6 protein-coding genes are annotated in these 24621 nt (G+C 47.8%); all 6 read right to left on the bottom strand.

Annotated elements, in window-relative coordinates; translation table 11 throughout:
• Positions 1 to 21: 21 nt before the first annotated feature.
• The 6 genes from ACUTVW_RS10765 to ACUTVW_RS10740 are packed head-to-tail and all read right to left on the bottom strand — an operon-like array spanning position 22 to position 24621.
• Complete coding sequence (locus tag ACUTVW_RS10765) at positions 22 to 1344, bottom strand: aspartate aminotransferase family protein (RefSeq protein ID WP_445645784.1); 1323 nt, start codon at positions 1342 to 1344, stop codon at positions 22 to 24.
• Positions 1341 to 2321 (bottom strand): ACP S-malonyltransferase, encoded by a 981-nt coding sequence (locus ACUTVW_RS10760; protein WP_445645783.1) that lies wholly within the window; start codon positions 2319 to 2321, stop codon positions 1341 to 1343. The genes ACUTVW_RS10765 and ACUTVW_RS10760 overlap by 4 nt, the downstream gene beginning before the upstream one ends.
• A complete protein-coding gene (locus ACUTVW_RS10755) occupies positions 2318 to 3475 on the bottom strand; it encodes an acyl-CoA dehydrogenase family protein (RefSeq protein ID WP_445645782.1) in 1158 nt (385 codons plus the stop codon). The genes ACUTVW_RS10760 and ACUTVW_RS10755 overlap by 4 nt, the downstream gene beginning before the upstream one ends.
• Positions 3472 to 3729 carry an acyl carrier protein gene (locus ACUTVW_RS10750; protein WP_434750020.1) on the bottom strand — a complete coding sequence of 86 codons (258 nt, stop codon included), beginning with the start codon at positions 3727 to 3729 and terminating at the stop codon, positions 3472 to 3474. The genes ACUTVW_RS10755 and ACUTVW_RS10750 overlap by 4 nt, the downstream gene beginning before the upstream one ends.
• Positions 3726 to 7865, bottom strand: coding sequence for a beta-ketoacyl synthase N-terminal-like domain-containing protein (locus ACUTVW_RS10745; protein ID WP_445645781.1), 4140 nt, complete (start codon positions 7863 to 7865; stop codon positions 3726 to 3728). The genes ACUTVW_RS10750 and ACUTVW_RS10745 overlap by 4 nt, the downstream gene beginning before the upstream one ends.
• A complete protein-coding gene (locus ACUTVW_RS10740; RefSeq protein WP_445645879.1) occupies positions 7855 to 24621 on the bottom strand; it encodes an amino acid adenylation domain-containing protein in 16767 nt (5588 codons plus the stop codon). The genes ACUTVW_RS10745 and ACUTVW_RS10740 overlap by 11 nt, the downstream gene beginning before the upstream one ends.

Raw genomic sequence — 24621 nt, 5'->3', positions numbered from 1 at the left:
TCTCTCCCTGTTGATCTGGTCTTATACAAGTTCATCGTAAATCTCTTTCATCTCTGCAATAGCCGCTGGTACACGCTCGTTGAACCAGGCCACATCCTTCATATCCAGCATAATGTTGGGATACATGCGGGAGAGCGTAGATACGAGAATACCGTGCTCCGCAAGCTTGCTATTTAACAAAATATCAAAGGACATCAATTCAAATGTATAATCGGCCGTACTGCTAAGTTCTTCGGTGCAACAATGATAGGAAGCGCATCCCGCTGGGCCTTGAACAACAAGGGGGAGCCCCGCCTTCGCCGCTTCCCTTGTGAGAATGTCATGAATCATCTCGGCGTGAAGATTCATACGATTCATGGCTTCTCCTCCATTGCGGCCCAACATTTCGAGCGTTGCTTTCACCGCGGCTGTGCCTAACGGATAACCGTTAAACGTTCCCGCATGAATTACTTTTTTGTCCACCAGCAGCTTCATAATATCGGCTCGTCCAACTAGAGCAGACACGGGAACACCGCCGCCAGCAATCGCTTTGCCCAGCGTAGTCAGGTCAGGCGTAACACCAAACATCTCCTGAGCCCCGCCAAGTCCCATGCGAAACCCTGTAATGATCTCATCAAAAATAAGGACAACCTGATGATGATCACATAGCTGTCTGACCTTTTGCAGATATCCTGGAGATGGCATGACCCCGCCTCCGTTCACACATACCGGCTCCATAATTACCGCTGCAATGTCATCACCATGTTCAACAAACAGCTCCTCTAAACGGACAGCATCATTCCAAGGCAGCAGATAGGATTGGGATTCCATGATATCCCTTGCCCTTCCCTGCGTTCCCTTCATGTCGCCAGGATAGTCGGAAGGTACGGGCAAGCCTGTCCGAGGCGTTTTACCTCCCATAATGTTGTCCGAATTGCCGTGATAATGGCCTTCAAAACGGACAAAACGGTTCTTGCCTGTCCATGCGCGGGCAAGGCGTAGTGCATTTTGCACAATTTCCGTACCTGACAATCCAAACCGGATCATCTCTGCTGAAGGCACATATTGGTGAATTAATTCCAATGCCTCAGCATCCAGATCACAATGGCTTACTGACAGAACACGGTCAATCGTATCCTTCAGACACTCGTTATACTCCTCGTTACCGTGACCTACAATAAGTGCACCAAAGCGGGCGTAGAGATCCAAATATTCACGGCCGTTCATGTCCGTTACCCTGCTTCGAGAAGCATGGGTGAAGTGCAGCGGCGTCTCTTCCCAGGGAAGATGGAAATTATAATGCACACCGCCAGGAAGATGCTGTTTCACCCGCTGGTTATACTCCGTCATATATGTAGTAATCATCGAGCTTCGCCTCCCCGGTATGTTTGAATCTCCGCCTTACAGATCTCCAGCAGTTTTGAATGATCATGCGGATCATCCAATGAATAGGCAATGATTGAGGTGTCATACTCAGCGAGCATATTTCTTACACTTTGGCTCGGACCGACATCCATCCAGGTTGTTGCACCCATACGCTGGACTTGTGCTAAAGCCTGAATCCAGTGAATCGGCTGCAGAAGCTGATCCGTCAGCAACCTTGGAATTTCTTCCGTTTCACGAATGAACTTCCCGTTTACGGTAGAACATATCGAAAATTCAGGTGTAAAGAAAGAAAGTTTGGATACCATTGCTTCCATTTCAGGCTGAATAAACTGCATCAGTTCGCTATGATATGGCGCATCTGCCTTCATAGGCATCATGCGGAAGGGAATGAATTCCCCTCCGGCTCGATCCACAATGTCATCCAGTAAACGCAAACCGATCGCCTCTCCTGCAACAACAAATTGGTTAGGCGAGTTATACCCCGAGATCGTCACATAATGAGTCTCACGAATATTTGTAACGATACTTTCGAGTTCCGCTTGACTCATATCAACCACAATGCCTGCTCTACCCTTCTGCTCCTGTATCGCCTGATGCATCAATGCGCCCCGTGCAGCTGTAAAGCGGACTGCATCTCCGAACTTTAATGCGCCTGCAGCTACCAAGGCAGCAATCTCTCCCAAGCTATGACCAATCGCATAATCCGGAGTAATTCCTGTCCGGCGAACGAAGGAATCAAACCGTGCATAACTAGCAGTAAGCACAGCAGGCTGAGCATATTCGGATTGGGTCAGTTGCTCCAGCGAACCTGCCAGAATCAACGTTCTCAGATCAAATCCGACAACTTCGCTCGCTTCAGCAAAAATCAACATGGCTTCCGGTTCGTTATTTAAGAGATCACTGCACATTCCGATATATTGGCTTCCTTGCCCAGGGAACAATGCACAGATTGTCATAGTCCACCGCCACGCTTGTAGTAGGTTTTCAACCCGTAGTGTGAGATCATCTCCTGTTGCATCTGGGAGGAGCCTTCAATAATCTCCAGGATCTTAGCCTCCTTGTACAGTCTGGACACCGGGTACTCACTGCTGATTCCGTTGGCTCCATGAACCTGAAGTGCATCGTTTGCCACTTCTACAGCAATTTTGGATGTGAAATATTTGGCAATGGTTGTTTCCATAATGGCCTGCGGATCCTTCGCTTCTCTGAGCTCGGCAGCTCGCAAGCATAATGCTCTGGCTGCATGCACTTTCGTTACGGCATCACCAATCATGCCGCGGATCAGTTGGAAATGACTGAGCTTCTGGTCAAACTGCTTTCGTTTCCGAGAATAGGTCACCATGGAATCAAGAGCTTCCTGTGCTATGGCCAATCCTGCCCATGCGATGCTATATCTTCCCTGATCAAGTGCACCACTTACGATGTACTCAAAGCCTTCATGGATACGTCCAATGACATAGCTTTTGGGTACACGAACCTCATGAAGATCAATTTCAGCAATCCCCGTCTCGCCGCCAACCATTACACCCTCGATAGCTTGCGTCTGAACACCTTCAAACTGCCGTTCGACCCAGAATGCTGTACTTCTTCCCTCTTGGGAGGCAACAATAATGAATACATCCGCTACGTCTCCAAAAGTAATCCACTTTTTCTTTCCGTTCAGTACATAGCAGTCCGCTTCTTCCCGCCAAGTGGTCTTCACGTTCTTTGCATCCGATCCAACCTCAGGCTCAGTCAGGCCGAATGCTCCGATCCATTCCCCACGGACTAACTTAGGCAGCCAGGACGCCTTCTGTTCGGGCGATCCGAAACGTACCAAAGTTTCGCTCACGAGTGAAGTATGTACCGTTAACAAACTTCGAACCGCCGGAAGCGCTTTGCCAAATACTTCAGTTAATAGTCCATACGCTTTCGGGCCAAGGCCCATTCCCCCATACTCATGTGGAATGGAGGCGGCTAAATAACCCTTTTCAGCCATGGCATGAATCAGTGATTTGGGAATGGACTGCTGCTCCTGAATTTGACGGGCATAAGGGCGAATCTCACGGGCAGCAAACAGCTCGGCTTCATGAAGAATCTCTTGCTCCTGTCTCGAATCCAGTTCAATCATTCGACTGCCTCCCCTTGAAGAAGGGATTCATGGAGATACGAAGCGAACTCTGCAATCGTTTTGTATTCAAACAACGCAACAGGACTAATATCCACCTGCAGATGTTTACGTGTACGATTAATGATCTTGAGTGCCTGAACGGAAGACACGCCTATTTTCAGAAAATTCGTCTCTTCATCAATCTCATCAGGATCCTGTTTCAGTGCCGCAGCAATTTCGCCTTTGATAAACCCTTCAATCTCTTCTCTTGTCATATCAAGACCTCCGTTCCCTGATTCACATCTACCCAATGGACATATGGCTCGAAAGGATGCGCTGGCAGATGTACGATCTGGCCAGATCCATCCGGGTGTAACTGTTCCCAATCCAGTGAAGCACCTCGCACGTAGAGTTGCCCCAGCAATACGGCTAATTGTTTTTCCACAACAAGTGATGTCACTGCAGGCAGATGGATATAACTCTCTTTGCCTGTGCTTCCCGCCGGTTTCATCGCCTCAACTGTAGCCAGCGTTACAACAATATCTGCATTTCCCATCGCGCAGCTCGTGTCCTGAATATCTCCGAATGTTATTTTGTTGCTCAGCAGGAATGCCCGCTGATCCGAAGTCGGGATAGAATCGCCCTGATCCTTCTGCTTGAATTGCGACAACATTGGTTCTGCGCCATCAATGCCACGAATCTCCTGGATGGCAGGTACAGCGCGAACGAGCGATTCAAGCAGATTCAACCAGTATTCCTGATCAGCCGGATCCAGCTTGTTTCCTCCCATAATGATGTTGACGCGAGCCGCTCGGCTTCTTGCTTTGAAGCCAAATTGCACCTCTTCCTGGCTCCAATCTCCGGTGCCACTTACGGTTACAGCAGCACGGTGACGATAATGTTTTCTATACCTGTTCCGCGTAAAGCACAGATCGGTCAGGCGCAGATCAGGATGCTCTTGCACGTAGTGTTTTGTGTTATGAATCAACTTCTGCAATGCCTGCTCTGACTTGGCAGAGAAGGTTAACAATTGATCACGCGCCGGGTCCTCTCCCCAAACTGCAGGTGCGTTCCATTCCTCCAACACAATATGGGCATTCGTGCCACCCAGACCAAATGAACTAATGCCAGCTTTACGTGTTTTCCCCTCGGTTACCGTCCAGTCTTTGTGTTCATTGACGATATAAAAAGGAGACTTCTCCAGCCGGAGAGCTGGATTAGGATGATCCATATGTAGACTCGGAACAAGTTCCTTGTGCTGCATACTAAGTAGAACTTTTGCCATACTGGCTCCACTGGATGCTGCAAATAAATGTCCAATATTGGTTTTGACCGAACCTAGACCAATAGAGGTACCTTCTCCGTATCCCTTCTCCTGAAACAATCGGAGTAAAGCATTCACCTCGATGGGATCTCCGATTCTTGTTCCTGATCCATGCGCCTCAATATACGAAATTTCTTTTGGATTCAGATTGGCATCATTATATGCAGCACGCAGCACTTCATATTGTCCCTGAGGATTAGGTGCCATAATGCCTAATGAATACCCGTCGTTATTCACCGCTGTACCACGGATCAAGCCATAGATATGTTTGTTCGCGCGAACTGCTTCTGTTAGCGGCTCGAGGTACACAACCACCGCACCCTCACCGATAACCGAACCATCCGCACTCTGATCAAACACCTTCGTATGCTGTGTGGAAGAACATATTCCCGCATTGCGCGACAGCTGGTGCACATGAGGTGTTGCCAGAATGCTCGCTCCACCTACGACTGCACCGGAGATACGCTTGTCCTGAATCGCTGCCACCGCTTGTGTCAAGGCCACGAGAAAGGAAGAGCAGGCTGTGTCGATGGCAAGAGCCGGGCCCGTGAAATTGTACAGGTGTGAGATGGATGCTGCTGCGATATTGGACATATTGCCAACCATTGCGTGCGAGTGCACCTCACATTCCTTGCTACGATTCATGTAATCTACAACGAGATCAAAGTAGGAGCTGGGGTTAATTCCAACGTATACACCGACATCACGTTTCTCTTCCCGATCCACGATCATACCCGCATCTTCAAGTGCCTCATAAGCAACCTCCAGCAGTTTGCGGTGTTGCGGATCCATAAATGCAGCTTGTTCCGATGGAATCTCAAAAAACTCATGGTCAAAGGTGTCCGGGTGTTTTAATTCACCAATCCAATCATCCCAATCCGGACGCTTGGAACGAGTAGCCCGTTCCAGACTCACCCGATCCACACTGTCCAAACCTTGAACGAGATTGCCCCAGAATTCCTCTTGGGTATCTGCATCAGGCAGACGAAGGGACAACCCGGTTATTGCAATCGCTCGATGTATATTCAGCTGATTATCCGAGCGGATTTCCTTTTCGAGTAACTTCTTCTCTTGGGGAAGTTCCTGAAGATATTCCGCCATCTCCTGTACGGTTCTGCCAAAAACGAGCACTTCCTGTCCAAGTTCACGCCCCATGTGAGCAGACAACTTATCAAGTAATTGGTAGGCAAGAATGGAGTTTCCCCCTAGAGCCAGAAACGGAGTGTTGACCGCAACCTTCTCCACAGGTGTTTGTAGAACTTCAGCCCAGGCAGCCCGTACCACTTGCTCCAAAGATACAGGATGAACAGTCTCCGCAATGGACCTCGGTTTGTTTTGAAGAAGCATGTCTTCAATAGCCTCGATATCTTTGTTAAATGTGCCACCCTCATACTCGTTTCTCAGCATGAAGCGCTGAACTTTGCCGCTGGTCGTTTTGGGGATGACCTTGATCGGAAGAACATGAGTGATCTCGATTCCCAGACCGGCTCTCATCCGGTCCATCAAGTCCTGCCTGATTTCCAGGAACTGCGGCGTGTTCGATTTATACTTCACAAATACAAGCAGTTCTTCCGTTTGAGAAACGCTATTGAAATGTCCCACGACCGTCAGATTGCCTCTTGGAATGCTGGGATTATGATATAAAATCTCTTCGAGATCGTGCGCGTAATGATTCTGTCCACGGATGAATACGATATCCTTGATTCGTCCGCTTACTACCAGGGAACCTTCCGCCATAAAACCGAGATCACCCGTCTTAAGCCATCCGTCCACGAATAACTCCTGATTCACTTCTGGCAGATTATAATATCCGGAAGTCACCGATTCCCCGCGAATCTGGATTTCCCCCACCGTGCGCTCATCTACCGCTTCGCCCTGCTCGTTGGCAATTCGAATCTGGATTCCCGTCATAGGGTAACCTTCATGTACAAACTCAATCAGATCTGCCGGGTCATGGACGGCCGCATCAACCGGGACCGCCTTCCCCTGCTGCACAAGCACTTTACGGGATATTTGTTCGATGCGCGGCTCCTCTCCCAGTCTCCAGGTACACACACCCACCGTTGCCTCAGCCATACCGTAAGCAGGGAACATCATATTCGTACGGTAACCGCAGGAACTGAACTTTTGACCGAATCGCTCAATGACTTTGGTCGATATCGGCTCGGCACCGTTTAAGGCCATACGCAGCGAAGACAGATCAAGCGTCGCCAGTTTGGAATCCGGAATCTTTTGAACCATCCATTCAAAGCCAAAGTTTGTACAGCAAAACCACTTTCCTTGATGTTCCGTAATTTTGCGCAGGAACAAGTACGGTGATCTGACAAAGGTATATGGAGACATGACCATCATATTAGCAGCGCTTAGTACAGTTGTTAGATGTTGCCCAAACATTCCCATATCGTGCGTATGAGGTAGCCATGTGAACACGTTATCTCCTTCTTCAGCACCAAGGAACGTTTTGCATGCAATACTGTTTGCTATAATATTGCGGTTCGTTAACTGTACCCCTTTAGGGATACCTGTACTTCCTGAAGAAAACTGTAGAAATACGACCTCTTCAGGTGCGGTCAAGTTTATTTCAGCAAGTGTACAACTTGTCTGAAGCTTGCTGACGCTAATGCAGCTCAATCTCTCAAAAATCGGACTCTCAGCAAGCTGTTCGTATTTTGGCAAGAATGCTTCTTCTACGACTACAACAGGCTTTCCGAGGATTCCCCAGATTTTTGTAAATTTCTCCAGACCAGCTGACCCCGGCTCCCAGGAGGCCGGAGGACTGACCGGGGCGACAATAATGCCGCCCAGGATGCAAGCCCAAAATGTACGATAAAACTGCTGTGAATGATCAATTTCCAATATAACAACTTGTCCCTTAGCTAACCCGCTCTCAAGCAAGCCTTGGAGATACAAACGTCCTTGCTTCAGCAGTTCAGGATACGATTCAAACTGTTCTTCGCCGGATGAACTGATATAAGTGATGCCCTTTTCCGGATGTTTATCAGCGATATACATAAGAAGTTCAGCAACTGTTGCATAATGCTCCGGCACAATCAACTCCGGCCCTCGTTGTATGGATTTAATGGACATGCTGCACCTCCACTGCCTCATTATGAACTTTTACTTTTACATTCCTGTCACTGCCGATTTGCTGCTCGATCTGCTGCTTCAACCACTCGATATCCAGTCCTGCATGACAAGCCAGATGCACGTAAACACAGTTTTCATCGTATCGAATGACCCATTCCATGTATGCAAGGCTCAGCTCAGAATCTGTGTTATCTGCCTGCTCCATCTCTGGAATGCTCTCCTCACTGGAGATAAAACCCTGAAAGTTGAACAAAATCAGCTTTCTTGGCTCATGACCCATCTGTTTATAGGACGCAGCCAGTTGTTTTTGAACTTTTGAATACGGAGATGACATCGCCGATTCATTCGTCAGTGCCATAAAATTAATGCTGTGTTGCTTGGCAAAGTCCAAGCGCTGCAGCAGATCCTCCTGGGCAAAGTCACCGTGTACAAGAATCGGAATTAGGTCTAGGAATTCACCTACATGATCGTAATACGATTCTTGACCATACTCTCGGCCATAATGCACCAGGGCAATGGGCAATTCACTTATGTCAAGATATGATGCAAGAATGCTGGCAAAAGATTTAAAATGGGTCCACCAAGCATCTTCAATCTCTTGACCTGTGGTATCTGTCCGCGGTAGTTCAACAGTCAGCGCTGACGGCGATGAATGGCCTGCTGTAGTGAGCAATTGATCCATAACATCGCTATTAGCATGCTGCCAGGCCTGAATGGAATACTTTTCTTCCAGTTCATGCTCCGTAATGCCAACAGGCCCCCGAGACAACATGTTTACATAATCCTCGTATTTCCGTATCTCCTTCAACGAACCAGCCGTATCGATCATCTTGGCTTGCTGGTTACCGGCAATTGCCGACTCCAGCTGCTGCTTGATGATCTCGGCGCTCATGCCATCAAAGGCAAGGTGATCAAAACTCCAGATCAGTTTGTGCTCCCTATCCCCTGTTCGCAGAATACACAGACGCCATGGCAATCCATCCAGTGTATATGGCCTGTGTAAAAGAGACTGAATTAGTTTGAACTCCATTTGTTCCAGCGTAGCAGAGGCATAGTGACGCACATCGAGGTATGGAATGAGCTGTTGCAACATATCTGCTGCTTCAGACAAATCACACTGATGCCACTGTAACGTTTCTTCCTCATATATAATGCTATGCAGTAACTGATGACGGGCAATGATCCCGAGAATCAGCCGTTTCACAGCAAATTCATTCAAATGTCCCTCCAACATCGTTGTAAAACCGCTTGCTCGTGCAGTTGTAGCAGCATGTGCTTGTTGAATTGGAGATAAGGGGAAACGACCGACAATAGCTGTTCCCGCCATAAAACTTGAAACCTGATTACAATTATTCAAGACATGTAATACCAGGCTGTCCATTTGTTTCTCATGAAGTGTAATGTCTTGGGGAATGACAATGGGGGACTGAATTTGCAGGCTTTCTTCCAGTAAAATCGTTGATGAGTCTATTCGTTTTAAGGAGTGTGCCAACGCTCTAGCTGTATTATATTGGAATAATTCGCTCACGCTGATGGCAATTCCTTCTTTTGACAAAATTTGCGCAAATGCGATAGCTTTAAGCGAATGTCCTCCGTTCTGAAAGAAATGATCGGTTACGCCAAAGTCAGGGTTGTTCAGCACTTGTCTCATGGCAGCAAGGATGATTCGTTCCGTATCCGTCAGAGCAGAATCTGTCCCGACCTGCACTGACTTTACTTCTGTCATTTCGGACAAAGCCTTCCGATCCACCTTGCCGTTAGCGTTGATTGGCAGATGATCCATTCGCCAGATTTGCGCAGGTACCATGTATTCAGGCATCGCTTTATGCAGCTCTGACCGAACATCTTCAACCGTTCGTTCAGTATGGGATTCACACGTATAAAATGCAGTAATATACAGACTTCCAGATGCATCCGTAGCTGTCATCACAAAAGCATCCCGAATTCCTGGAAGCTGCTCCAGGCAATTGTTGATCTCTGATAACTCAATTCGAAATCCCCTGATTTTCACTTGAAAATCCGAGCGTTCAATAAACATCAAACTGCCATCGAGTAAACGCTTGACGATATCACCCGTCCGGTACATCCGTTCCCCTTGGCGGAAAGGATCATCTACAAAATGTTTTAAAGTAAGTTCTTCACGGTTCAGATATCCGATGCCTACTGCATCTCCGCTGATATACAATTCGCCCGGTACATTGGCAGGTACAGGATTCATATCCTCATCCAGAACATATAAGGCCGTGTTGGACAATGGATAACCTATAGGCAGTGAGTCGGTATACGGCTCCGTCTGCTCCAGCAAATGATAGGAGGCAAAAAATGTAGCTTCAGTTGGTCCGTAGCCATTTAACAGTTTACCTGGCCCTACACATGCAAGTGCTTTATTCGCGTGGCTTACAGATGCGGCTTCGCCCCCAAACATCACTCTGCGAACGTTTTTCAGACATTCAACATCCCAGTCAACCAGCATATTAAACAACGAAGTTGTGATAAAAAATACGGATATCTGCTGCTGACGAATCACTGCCGCCAGACGAGCCATATCAAGAATGATCTCTTTGGGAATGAGTACCAGGGTAGCCCCATTTATTAATGAAGCAAAAATATCAAAGATCGAACCGTCAAACGCGTAATTGGAAACCTGCAAAACCCGATCCTCCGGCACTACCGTCACAAAATTGCTTGTCTTCATGACTTTAATAACGTTGCGGTGGCTCATGACCGTACCTTTTGGCGTTCCGGTTGATCCCGATGTATAAATGATATACGCCGGGTCCGTAGCAGCAGTCTTTACCCGTACTACCGGCTCTACAGATTCTCCTGAAACAACCGATGCCAGTTCTTCGGACGGGTTCATGACACAAGGAACAACAGAGTTCCATGTTGAGGCATAAGAGGCTTCGGTCAAGAGAACGGGCGTATTGCAGTCTTGTAAAATATATTCAATTCGTGCAGGCGGTGAAGCCGGATCAATCGGTACATAGTGACAACCTGCTGTTAGTGTAGCAAGGATACTGATCATCTGGATCGGTCCGCGGTCCAGGATCAAAGCAATACTTGAGCCTGATTGTACCTCTTGTTCGAGTATTCTGGATGCAAGCCTCTGAACAAGTGCATGCACATCAGCATAACTCCATTCCTCGTCTCCCCATATCAATGCGATCTTCTGCCCATGTAATCGAACTTGTTCCTCAAACAGCTGTGGAATCGTCGCCTCACGCGGATAATGCAATTGGTTATCGTTGACGCCGAACAACAGCCATTCATCCTCTTCCGGCACAGTAAGCTTGATCTGACGAAGCTGCTCAACCTCCCCTGTGACCATCTGAGTCAAGACATACCGGAATTTATTCATCATGAGTTCCATGGACTCGGCATTGAACAATTCAGAACGATATTCCAGTTCAAGTGTATACTGATGCTGATGTTCAACGATCGTCCAGGTCTGATCAAACTTGGCATCCACCTTGCCGTCCATCCAGGGCTCAACTTGTAATGCCCCCGCTTCAAGATCATCCGCACCCATGTTGATATAATTCAGGACGATATCAAAAAGCGGATTCCGGCTCAAATCGCCGAACAGATCGAGTTGTTCAACCAACGCTTCATATGGATATTGCTGATGTTCATAACAGGCTAACAGCTTGCTTCGAACCTCATTCAAATACCGTTCAACAGACTGATTCTTGTCTAACGTAGTTCGAACGGCGAGCATGTTTACAAACATACCCATGACGTTATTCAATTCCGGCTTCTCTCTTCCAGCTACAGCTGTACCCACAACCAGATCTTGCTGCCCCGTATATTTCAAGATCAACACATTCAGAGCTGCCATGAACAACATGTATGGAGTGAGCCCTTGTCTTGCACAAAAATCATTAATTTGTGTGCTTAAAACTTCACCAAGCTCACTGCTAATCCGATCCCCCTGGGTAGATAACACTCCACGTCTCGGGTAATCCGTAAGCAATTCAACCGGTGCAGGCACCTCCTTGAACTCCTGCAGCCAGAATGCCTCATCTGCAGCAGAATGCCCGTTTGATGCGGATTGATCAAGCCATTCGGCATAATCCTTGTAATGGATCGTTAATGGCTCCAAGGATTCTCCATTGTACAACCGAGTAAATTCCTGCATAAGAATCGCAATGGAACTCTGATCCGAGATGATATGATGCATGTCTATGAACAGAATATGTTCCTCGTCTGAAAGGCGGGCCAGCTTTACACGAACCAATGGTGCACGGGTCAGATCAAATGGCTGCAGCCATGTCATCAACTGCTGCTCTGGATCTTCTTTTTCAAGTTCCAGCAACTCCACTACACTTGCGACCTGATCCTCAACAACCTGATACAGTTCACCTTCCACCATCTCAAATCGAGTACGGAATGCCTCATGCCGCTTCACGAGAGCATCCATCACCGCTATCAATTGTGCAGGTTTCAGCTCTCCCCGCAGCCTGTACGAACTTGCGAGATTGTACGCCGTGCTTTCGCCTTTCATCCATTCATGCACCACAAACATTCTTCGCTGCGCAGAAGTAGTCTTGTATCTGTCTTGATTTGCAGCCGGTAAAATGTATTCTTCTGATCCTGAACGCTTCACGCCAAAATTCTGTTGTTGATCAATCCACGCGACCATGCGGGCAAGTTCCGAATGATCAAACACATCTTCCAATCCCATAGAGACACCGAATGTTTCCTTGATTCGGGATGCCAGAGTGATCGCCTTTAAGGAGTGCCCGCCAAGCTGGAAGAAATCATCTTCCGAGGTCACCGCTTCACACCCAAGCAACTCCTGCCAGAGTTGTGCCGTTGCGTCGTATATTTCATCTACATTTAACCGGGTTCCTGCCCTACCTTCTATCGCTTGTACAGATGAAGAGATCCCAGAAGCCGCGGCTTGCGGCATACCCGTAAGCAGGTATAGCGGAACATCATTCTTATGAACAATTCGATCGAAAGAATAAGTTGGAAGAGCTATCTTTTGCCCAGACCCCTGTCCGTTGATCTGCTCCCAATCCAGTTCAATGCCCCTGCACCAGCAATACCCCAACGTTTTCATGAAATAAATATCGGCTTCAAGCGGGCTGGAACGGTCTCCAGTAAGTGAGACAACTTGTGTATCTTTCAAAATAATGTCGTCTGCAAACTCCGCGTTCTGCAGTGGAGCTGCTGTAATACAAAGTGTATTTTCCGCAGATTGTGAAAGACTTGTTGATGTTCCGAATGTATTCAATGCATCATACAAGGTGCCTTCATTGGCCGGCCAATCATCGCGGCTATATAACAGGCGCACTGCTTGAGCTGGCTCAAGCGTATGACTAATCACTTGTCCGACTAAATCACCGACACCTTGTCCACATATCACATCCGGTTTGACACCTGACTCCATCACGGTTGTGAAAAGCGCATACTGGACTGCAAAACAAACCATACGTTCCAGACGTGAATCCTTAATCGGCCTGCCTATACTCTGACGAAGTGCATACTGCTCCTTGGATTCAAAAAGGTTCAGCACCTCTTCAAGGTGTTGCTTGAATCGTTCAGACACCTGACTACGATACCTGGAAGCATAAAGTTCCCGAATCGAGCGTAACTCCCAGGAAGCTTTCCCATGGATGTAAAACATCACTTTAGGCTTACCACGCTGTATCACACTCGCTTGTGCTTCATGCTCTTCCACCTGATCCTGTGAAGGGATATACCCATCTACAACGACAAGAGCTTTGCGGTGATTAAATCGGCTTCTGCCCTCCTGTAAAGTCCAGGCAGCGTTCGACATTTGTTCCGGCATATTCTCAAGTGCTTGCAAAATCGAATGGTACGTGCGATCCAAGGCGGATTCACTCTTGGCCGAGAACGGAAGCAAGTGTAAAGGCTGATAGACACTTTGACTCTCTTGTACGGGCGGTTGCTCCAAAATAACATGCGCATTCGTGCCGCCGATTCCGAAGGAACTTACCGCTGCGCGTAGAACCTGCTCCTGACTTTTGAAGGACTGCGGCTCCTGGTTGATGTAAAAGGGACTGCGTTCCAGTTCCAGCATGGGATTGCTTCTTTCCATATAGATCTGCGGCGGAACCGTCCGGTGATGCAATGTCAGAACCGTTTTGATAAACCCGGCAACACCAGCTGCTGCGTCAAGATGACCGATATTGGCCTTGACCGAACCGAGGGCGCAATAATTACGTTTATCCGTTCCCCAGGACTGTCGAAGTGCTTCGATCTCGATGGGATCACCCAGTTTGGTGCCTGTCCCGTGTGCCTCCACATAATTAATTTCTTGCGGAGACACTCCCGAACGCTCCAGTGCTGTTTGAATCACCTTCACCTGTCCGGTAACACTTGGCGCGGTATATCCGATTTTATCCAATCCATCATTGTTAATCGCTGAGCCTTTGATCACGGCAAAAACCTGATCCCCATCTCGCAACGCTTCCCGCAGTGGCTTCAGAACAACCATGCCGCACCCGTTGCCAGAGACGGTACCTGACGCCTGTTCGTCGAACGCTCTGCAATGCCCATCCTTGGAATAGATCATGCCTTCATGCCAGTGATACCCTTCTTGGAGCGGATAAGAGATGGATACTCCCCCTGCGAGAGCCACGTCACATTCTCCCCGGATCAGCGATTCTGCAGCCTGATGAATAGCGACGAGCGAGGTGGAACATGCCGTCTGCACGGCCATACTTGGCCCTCTCAGATTCAGCTTATGGGATATACGTGTAGTTATATAGTCCTTCTCATTGAGCGTCATCGCTTCAAAAGCTTGCAACAGGTCCCCTGAACGACCGAGGAATTGAACCATCCAAGGCAAACTTAGTCCGCTTCCAGCAAATAAACCGATGGAACCCGAGTACCGATACGGATCACAGCCCGCATGTTCGAGGGCCTCCCAGGAACACTGATGGAGCAGTCGAATCTGCGGATCCATCATATCGGACTCCTGGTGCGGGTATTCGAAAAATCCGGAGTCAAAAAATTCGGTATCTTGCAAAACGCCTTTGGCCCGTACATATTCAGGATGTTTATACTCTTCCGGTCGCACCCCTGCTGCTGTTAGTTCTTCTTCCGTCAGTCGGGTAATGCCATCTTTACCTGCCATCAGATTGTCCCAGAATTCCTCGATATTCTTCGATCCCGGGAAACGCCCAGCCATGCCTATAACGGCAATATCCGATGGGGAAGTACTTCTGTTCCTGCTGTTTACATCGGGATGTGCTTTGATGTTCATTGTCTGTTCTTGCTGCTTACTCTGCTCCGCCATCGAATCATCAAGACCGCTATCCATAATCACTTTTTCTTGCACCGTGAAAGGATCAGGTTTGAATGTAGCATTTGTGATAGCTTCGCTAGATTTATGCTCATGTTGCTCACGCACAGGCGGTGGATCCACAGAAGTTAACATCCGTTCCGAGATCAGATGATCAACCAAAGAAGCAATGGACGAATGTTCAAACAATTGCACAAGCGGAACATTTTTGCCCAGATAAGCGTTTAACCGATTATTAATTAAGATCAGGCCAAGCGAGTTGCCACCAATATCAAAAAAGTGCTCTTGTACGCCGACATGATCCCGGTTCAATATCTCTTTCCACGCTTCTATCAGCATCTGTTCCAACTCTCTGCGAGCTTGCTCTCTCCCCAATGAGGAAGAGGAGCTCGAAGTCGCTAACGATTCTGATTTCTGGATCACTTCAAAATCAGTCCATTGAAGGGCGTTCCGATTCAGTTTTCCATTCGGCAGAACCGGCAGCTTGTCCAGACGAATGATACGGGAAGGCATCATATAATGTGGCAGCCTTTGATGAAGCCAGGCACGAAGCAATGTGTCAGCTTCAGCCATAACGGATAAACTTACGTCAGGCTTCAAGCTGTAGTAGAGAACCAGTCGCAACTGCTCAGGCTGATTTCCTTCTGCCTTCACAACGGCTTCTCTCACACATTCATAGCTCAAGGCCGCTTGCTCAATTTCATTTAATTCAATCCGGTATCCTCTGACTTTCACTTGTTGATCCAAACGCCCTGCCAGCTCAACCTCTCCACTTGCCAACACACGGGCCAGGTCACCTGTCCGGTACAACCGTCCTCCCAAGACATGGGCATGATTAATGAATTTGGCACTCGTCTCGGCCATATTGTTGAGGTAACCACGAGACAACCCACGTCCTGCGATGCAGAGTTCCCCGTAATTTCCGGGAGGCAATAACTCACCCTGTTCATCCACAATATATAGCTCTGTATTCGCAATAGGTTTGCCTATCGTAATGAGACCTGGCTCCTGTAACTCTTTGGTCGTTGACCAAATCGTCGTTTCGGTAGGGCCATACATATTAAAGACACGAGCGGACGAATATTTTTTAATATCCGTAAGAAGTCCTGCCGGAACACTTTCTCCTCCGGTAAGCACACACCGGAGATGAGTCAATGCCTTCGCAAATTCCGAATTCTCAACAAAGGCTTTAATCCGAGAAACCGTGCTGAGAATATGCGTAACGCCCTGTTGTTCTATTCTTCGTGCTGCAAGAACCGGATCAAGCTGCTCCTGCTCATTCGCCAGATATAAAGAGTACCCCGTACACAATGGCGCCCACACTTCGAATCCGAAAATATCAAAGGAAACCGTCGTTACACTGATCATTCGGTCTGTTTCGTGGGCAAAAATGTTTCGATGCCTGATGTCCTCCACAAAATTGACCATCGCTTCATGTGTAATCATCACCCCTTTGGGCCTTCCGGTTGATCCCGAGGTGAATATTACACAAGACAAGTCGGAAGACAGGACATCTACATTGGGATTAATAATTGAATGTTCGTCAGCAGACCCATGCTCATAAATCAAGCGATCTCCTTCAAAAGCTACAACATTCGCCTCATCAGAAGTGCACAGCAACAATTTCATACCGCTGTCTTGTATCATGTTCAGAATGCGCTGCGGCGGAAATGCTGGATCTATAGGCAGATAGGCTGCACCCGCTTTGAGTACTGCGATCAACATAATAATTAATGCTTCATTCCGGCTAGATAATATGCCCACGGGCTCACCTTTGCATATACCTCGATCCATCAGCTTCCAAGCCAGCGCATTCGCTCGCTCATTAAGTTCTCGATAGGTGAGTACCGTTCCCGAAGATACGATAAGCGCTGTCTTCTCTGGTGTACGTTCTGCCTGTAGTTCAAACAAACGATGCAAGCTCAGCTTGTGATCATAATGCAGAACTGGCCCTGCCAACCGGTGAACCTCCGTTTCGGAAGAATACCGGGCTCGTTTATACAGTTCCCCCAGAGTTACATCCGGCTGCTGCACAACCTGCTCACATAGTTCAATGAACTCCTGAATCATACTCTCAACCGTTTCGCCCCGGAACAAATCGAGTGAATATTCGATGTAACCTTCGATGACCTGCTGTTCCCTGTTCTCCTGACACGTCAATAACAAGTCATAGATTGAGATTCCCGTCTCCACAGGGAAAGAAGTGAATTGTAAGCCATGAAGCTCGAGATCATGCAGTTCCATATTCTGATAATCGAAACACACATCAAAAATGGCATTGCGGTTCAGTTCCCGCTTGATTCCAAGCTGCGTTACGAGCTCGTTGAATGGATAATCCTGATATGCAAAAGCATCGAGAGTATGCTGTTTGAGTTCACGCAAAAATGTAGTGTATGCCCGATCAGATGCCGGAAAATTCCGCATCGCAATCATATTGACAAACATGCCGACCGTTTCTTTCCACTCTTCCTGTAATCTGCCGGCTACAGGTGTTCCGACTACGATGTCCTGCTGACCTGTTCGACTCGCTAACAGAAGATTCCACACACTGAGCATCACCATATACATGGAAACTTCAGCCGACGAAGCCAGCTTATGCAGACGCTCTGTTAACGAGTGACTGAGCGTGAATTGCACGCGTTCACCTTGCATCGACCGCTGCAATGGACGATCATGATCAAGCGGAAGCTGCAGTACAGGTGGTGCCTGGCCCAGACGTTCCAGCCAGTAAGTCTGATGTGGCTGATACGACTGTGAGGCAAGACGCTCCTGCTGCCAGACGGCGTAATCTTTGTAATGTAAACGGACGGTTCGTTCCTCGCCAAAATACAACGCATTGAAGTCACGCGTGATCAATTCCACCGAAGTACCATCCGCAATAATATGATGGATATCAAAGAACAACAGATGTTTGCGCTCCCCTGTTTTAATCAGGTTCACTCGCATAAGTGGAGCTTGATGAAGCTCAAAAGGTCGAATTAGCTTCTGGATTAAAGAAGACATCTCGCGTTCATCGGCCAAGTGCTGCTCCGTAAAACTTAACTGTAAAGGTACCGATGGATGAATGATCTGAACCACTTGGTCTCCACGTACTTCAAACGTCGTTCGAAGCGCCTCATGGCATTGCACCAGCTTCTCCAGTGCAGTCTCCACTCTGGCATGATCCAAATCTCCCTCGATCAGGGTGGCCGACGGCAAATTGTACGCTGTGCTGTTCGGATCAAGCATGGATTGGGTGAACATCCGCATCTGCGCGGACGAGATCGGGTAAGCATCCATCACCGGCGCAGCCTCAATCATGTTCTGGTGTTGTGCTTGCGGTTTAACCATCTCAAAGAGATGTTCCGCCAGTTGAGCCGGTGTAGCATGGTTGAACACATCCGCTACCTCTGCCTGAATGCCGATGGAAGAACGGATTGATGCAGACAAACTGACTGCTTTGAGCGAGTCTCCGCCAACGCCGAAGAAATTCACATGCTCTTCCAGATCGTTGATTCCAAAAATGGACTCATATGCCTCCAGAACAACCCGCTTCATGTCATCCAGGCTGCCCGCATAACCTCCCACACTGGATCGTGGCGCGTTGCTGTATTCCGCTCTCGACTGCTGCTGACGCTGACCAGCACTCGTCCCTTCTACTGCTGAACTTCCGGTAAGCGATTGACCAATTGCATAATGTTGCTTGTCGAAGTGATAGGTTGGCAGAGAGCATTTTCGGCGCACATTCTGTCCCTTGAACGCCTTCCATTCCGGTTCAATTCCCTCGCACCATAACTCAGCTATTCTACGGTTCGTATAGAGGATGTCATGTTCGGTCTCTCTGACGTGACGCAGCATATTCAAGGCAGTATGTGTTTCCTTGGACTGAACGTGCTGTCTTACAAACGAATTTAATGTCCGTCCTGCACCAACTTCAATAAATACCGCTTGTTCCTCTTTTAACATCTCGGCCAGATTCGCTTCAAACAACACCGGCTCCAAAATATGCTTTGCCCAGTAGGTTGGACTCATAATTTCATTTGGTAATGCCCACGTTCCACTCGTATTCGAAAGCAATGGGATTTGCGGGCTATGAAGCGAATAAGCCGACAGACTGCGCTCAAATTCCACCGCTGCGTCCTTCATCATTGGCGTATGAAACGCATGAGAGGTTTTCACACGAACACATTTCCAGCCGAGTCTTCCAGCCTTTTCTTCCATTCGATCAATAGCCTCTGCCGTTCCGCCAATGACGCTGGAACCTGTCGTATTGACCAGAGCCAGCCACATCTCTTCGTCCAACTGGGACTTCACCAGCTGTGAGTCCTCCATAATGGCAAGCATGACACCTGGCCGCTGCTGCTGCATCAAATGCCCGCGCAGTCTTACAATCCGCACAGCGTCTCGCAGATCGAATACACCAGCAACCACAGCCGCGGTCAGCTCCCCAATACTATGTCCGATCATGCCGTCGGGCCGGATACCCAGATCGATCAAGGATTGAGCCATAGCATAACTGGTCATGAATAGTGCAAATTGGCTGTACTCCGTCTGGTTAATTCGTTCTGGCTGCTGATCCCCGTAGACAACAGACAGTACCTCTTCACGTTCTACTTCAGGGAGCAGATCCAAAATCTGCTGTACATGTTTTTTGAACAGAGGTGCGATACCTGATTGCTCTGTTGATCCGTACAGTGCTGCACCCATGCCCTGATACTGACTGCCCTGCCCAGGGAACATAAAGTATACCGGGCGCCGCCCTTGCGGCGAATAAGAGATTTTAGCCTTTTCCAGTTGACGCATGAATTGCTCGGGATCATCTTTCCAACTTTTATCCAGAACCAGTGCTTTACGATATGCAAAACCTGTTCGGCCTGTCTGCAATGTCCACGCTGCGTCTGAAACCGATAGCTCTGGATGCTGCACCAAATGCTCCATGATTTGTTCAGCGGTGCGGTCTAGTGAGTACTCTGTTTTGGCTGAAAAAAGCAATACGTTGACATCATCATCCGGACTGCATTTGTCCATCTTTGGAGCCTCCTCCAATACCATGTGAGCATTCGTGCCTCCCACACCAAATGAATTAATACCTGCACGCAGAACACCAGCCTCACCTGGTTTCCAGTCAACTCCTTGCGGATTAACCATGAAGGGGGTGCTTGCAAAATCAATCTTCGGATTCGGCTGTTCATAATTCGCGGTACCCGGGATATATCCTTGATCAAGGCTAAGTGCAACCTTAATCAAACCAACTACCCCAGCCGCCGTATCCATATGTCCGACATTGCCCTTCACCGAGCCGAGATAACAAAACTGCTTCTTCTCGGAGGCAAAAGCACGTGTCAACGATTCAACTTCAATCGGATCACCCAGAAGCGTTCCTGTTCCATGGGCCTCAATGTAACTGACCGTTTCGGGATCAACTCCCGCTGCCTGATATGCATCCTGAATGACCTCCGCCTGACCGCTCACACTTGGCGCAAGGAAACTGAGCTTCTCCTGTCCATCATTGTTAATGGCCGAACCTTTGATAACTCCATAAATATGATCTGTATCTCGCAAGGCATCCGTTAATCGCTTCAAGACCACGATCCCCATCCCGTTGGAGAACACCGTGCCACTCGCTGCTGCATCAAATGGGCGGCAATGACCATCCGAGGAGAACATCATGCCATCCTCATACACGTAGCCGCCTTCGTTCGGCAATTCCACGGTAATTCCACCAGCCACAGCCACATCACATTCTCCAACCATCAAGGACTGGCATGCCAGGTGCGGTGTTACCAATGAGGTTGAACATCCCGTAAGAGCTGTATAAGCAGGACCTCTGAGGTTTAACTTATAAGCCATTCGTGTAGCCAAAAAATGATTCGTGCTTAGTGTAAATGCTTCATATTTACTGCTGTACCCTGCATCCCCAAACAGCACTTGGCGATACCACTCAAAGTCATCCGATCCACCGAGGAACACACCGACTTTGCCTGCTTCATCAGGTCTGCATCCCGCGTCTTCGAGCGCTTCCCAAATCCCCTGATACATCAGTCTGAACTGGGGAGACATCATTTTGGCTTCGCCAGGTGTGTAGTCAAAGAAGCCAGCGTCGAACTCTTCAATCCCATCGACCCGTCCTTTGGCCTTCACATAACGAGGAGAACGCAGCAATGCTTCGTCTACACCAAGTGTCCTCAGTTCCTCATCACTGTAAAAATGAATGCTCTCCTCCTGTGCCACCAAATTACGCCAGAATTCATGAATATCCTCTGCTCCGGGTACATGGACAGACATCCCTACAATCGCAATATCCTCACGCAGAATGCCGGCTTTCCGCCCAAAACGTTCCTCTCGCAAGACCGGTGTTTGGATTATTTCCTTCATCTGACCCAGTGCTGCGAACTGCCGCAGTGTAGGGCACTCAAAAAAGCGGGGCACCGGGAAGTCGATATCCGTGCGATGCTTCAATCGGTTATGAGCCTGAATAACGGAAAATGAATTGCCACCAAGTTCGAAGAAATGATCATCTCTTCCGACTCTCTCCACACCCAGCACTTCTGACCATACGGCGGCTATCTTCCGCTCCAATTCCGTAGTAGGAGCAACATATGCCGTGCTTGAAGTGTGAATATGCGTTGCGTCTGCGATAAGTGCATTTCGATCAATTTTCCCGCTGCTATTAAGTGGAAACTCCGATTTATGTACAAAAACAGATGGAATCATATAGGCAGGTAAGGATTGTGATAGATGCTGCCTTAGATCAGCCACAGGCAATTCTTGTTCCGACAGGTAGTAAGCATACAATACACCGGATTGTCCCTCGGATGATTTCATGACAACAACCGTTTGAATAACTCCAGAATAGGATGAAAGGGTATTTTCGATCTCTCCTGTCTCCAACCTGGCCCCCTGAATTTTAACCTGAAAATCGATGCGTCCCAGATATTCAATCGTTCCGCTTGGCAGTGACCGAACCATATCCCCTGTACGGTACATCCATCTGAAATACTCAGGATCTTTCTCTTCATCAAAGAAAGGATTAAGAACGAATTTCTCCCTTGTCATTTGTTCCAGATTCAAATATCCTCGTGCAAGCCCCACGCCACTAAGACATAGCTCGCCCGGAATACCCAATGGCTGTAATTTATCCCCACTTCCAACGACATACCATCTGGACTCGTTAAGCGGGGAACCAATCGGTATATTTCCATGCCCCTCATATGTACTCAATGGATAATGGGAAACCCATATTGTACATTCCGTAGGGCCGTAGACATTATCGAGGCTGGCCCGAATGTTCAGTTTGTTATATTTTTTAATAATATCGGGTGTAACAGCCTCTCCGCCTAAACATACCCATTTCAGGGAGTCCAATCCCGAGAGATCAGAGCGAAGTTCCATCGTTTCAAGAAAAAGACGGAACAGAGTCGGCACAAAGTTGATATGAGTCACCTGATGTTCAGCTACTGTAGTCAAGATCTGATCAGGATTCTTCTCCTCGCCTGGCGGCAGAATACTTAATGCTCCCTCACCCATAAACCAACCAAACAATTCCGTACAGGATACATCGAAGGTATACGCTGTTTTTAACATATACACATCACTCGCTTGTACTGGAAAACGACGTTCCAGATCCAGTAGTGTATTCACAACGCTATGATTTTCAATCATGACCCCTTTGGGTTTGCCCGTTGATCCTGACGTGTACATAATGTAGGCGAGACTGTATGGGTTCAAAGGCTCTTCGAGATTGGAGCTGTCCCCTGTATACACCGTCCCGTCCTCCGTGTAAATATAGTCGGCAGTCAGAGAATCGTCCTCTGCTTCCGGCCGGATTGCGATGACTGTGGATATATTCGCATCGGATAAAATGTAGGCTTTTCTGGATACCGGATAGGAAGGATCTAGGGGAACAAAAGCACATCCAGCCTTCAGAACAGCCAGCAAGGCGATGACCAGATCGGAAGAACGTGGCATTTGTACGCCGACTGCCTCATTTTCGGTCTTTTTCCGTGCGATGATCTGTTTTGCCAATTGATTAGCCTTTGCATTAACTTGTGCGTAGGTTTGTTTTTCTTTTCCTTCCAGTAGAGCGACTCGTTCTGGGTGATTTGTTACTTTTGTATGAAAAACATCGATGATATGCTGCGGAGTGTAGGGAAAATATGAAGTTTGGTTAAATTGATGCAGCAATTGCTCCTGCTCTTCCTGCATTAGCAGGCTGTATTCACCAATGCTCTTCTCTGGTTCAGTTACCAGCTGTTGCATGAGGTATAAGAAGCGCTGACCCATTCGTTCAATGGAGTCTTCTCGAAACACATTCGGTTTATATTGCAGTTTCAGCTGTGTACCTTGAGGTGTGCCGTTCAATATAACCATAAGATCGCCTGGAAAAGTAACCTTATCCTGTTCCACAAGCTGGCTTCCTGGCAGATCCTCCTCATATGAGTCATACACAAAGGATACATCGAATACCGAAGGTGAGCCTGGTTGCACCTGCAACATGCTGTCTCTGATAATCAGATTATTGGGATACCCAATGTGTTTATACGTATCGATCCAGGCTGCACTAACTTGCTCAAGCAGAGGTCCAAATTTAGATTCGAGGTCAATCTGGAACCGCATGGGCAACATATGTACAAAACAGCCAATCGTTTCTTCCAATTCAAAACCCGGACGATGGGAAAACGGTGAAGCAAACGTGATATCCTCTTTACCCGCATATTTATTCAAGAGAATGCTGAATGCACCCATGAAAAACATAAATACAGTAACCTCGTGTTCCTTGGACATCTGTGTAATGTTCGCCATTAAAGCTTCGGGTATATCGAATCGCAACTCATGTCCCACGCCGGTCTGCGAGCCGCCAGTTGGATAGTCATGCTGCAGAGCCAGTGGTTCTGCACCATTCATTTTGGATAACCAGAACTCGCGCTCCCGGTTATACTTGTCCTCTTGTAACTTCATGTTCTCTGTTTCAATATAAGAGATAAAACCTTGATCCTGTTTGATCTCCAAAGACAGATCCTGCATTATGCAAGTGTATGAATGGAGGAGTTTATTTTTTAACAATTCAAGTGACATACCGTCACAGATTAAATGATGGATGCATAAAGTAAGAATATGCTTGTCCTCATCCATACGTACAAGCTGCATTCGGAACAAGGGGCCTTGCTCCAACATGAAGGGAGCCTGAATACATTCTTCTATGAATGCCTCCAGTTGTTGTTCCTTCTCATCCTGATGTTCGTGACTCAGATCCCGCAAAATCAGTGAGTACTGCATGTCATCGTGGATGGATAGGACTGGTCTATCCTGTTGTATCTCAATATGTGTGCGTAGCACGACTTGTTCATGCATAAGCAATTCAATGGAACGTCGAAAGGCTTCAAGTTGAAGCCTTTCGAATTGTATCGAAGCTGAGATGTTATAAGAAGAAGGATCATTCACTTGACAATCAAAATAGATTCCCTTTTGTGTCTCGGAGAGTTCCACGGTTTTACGTACCAT

The sequence above is a fragment of the Paenibacillus sp. TSA_86.1 genome (assembly GCF_052691815.1).
This window is presented reverse-complemented; position numbering and strand designations above follow the sequence as displayed.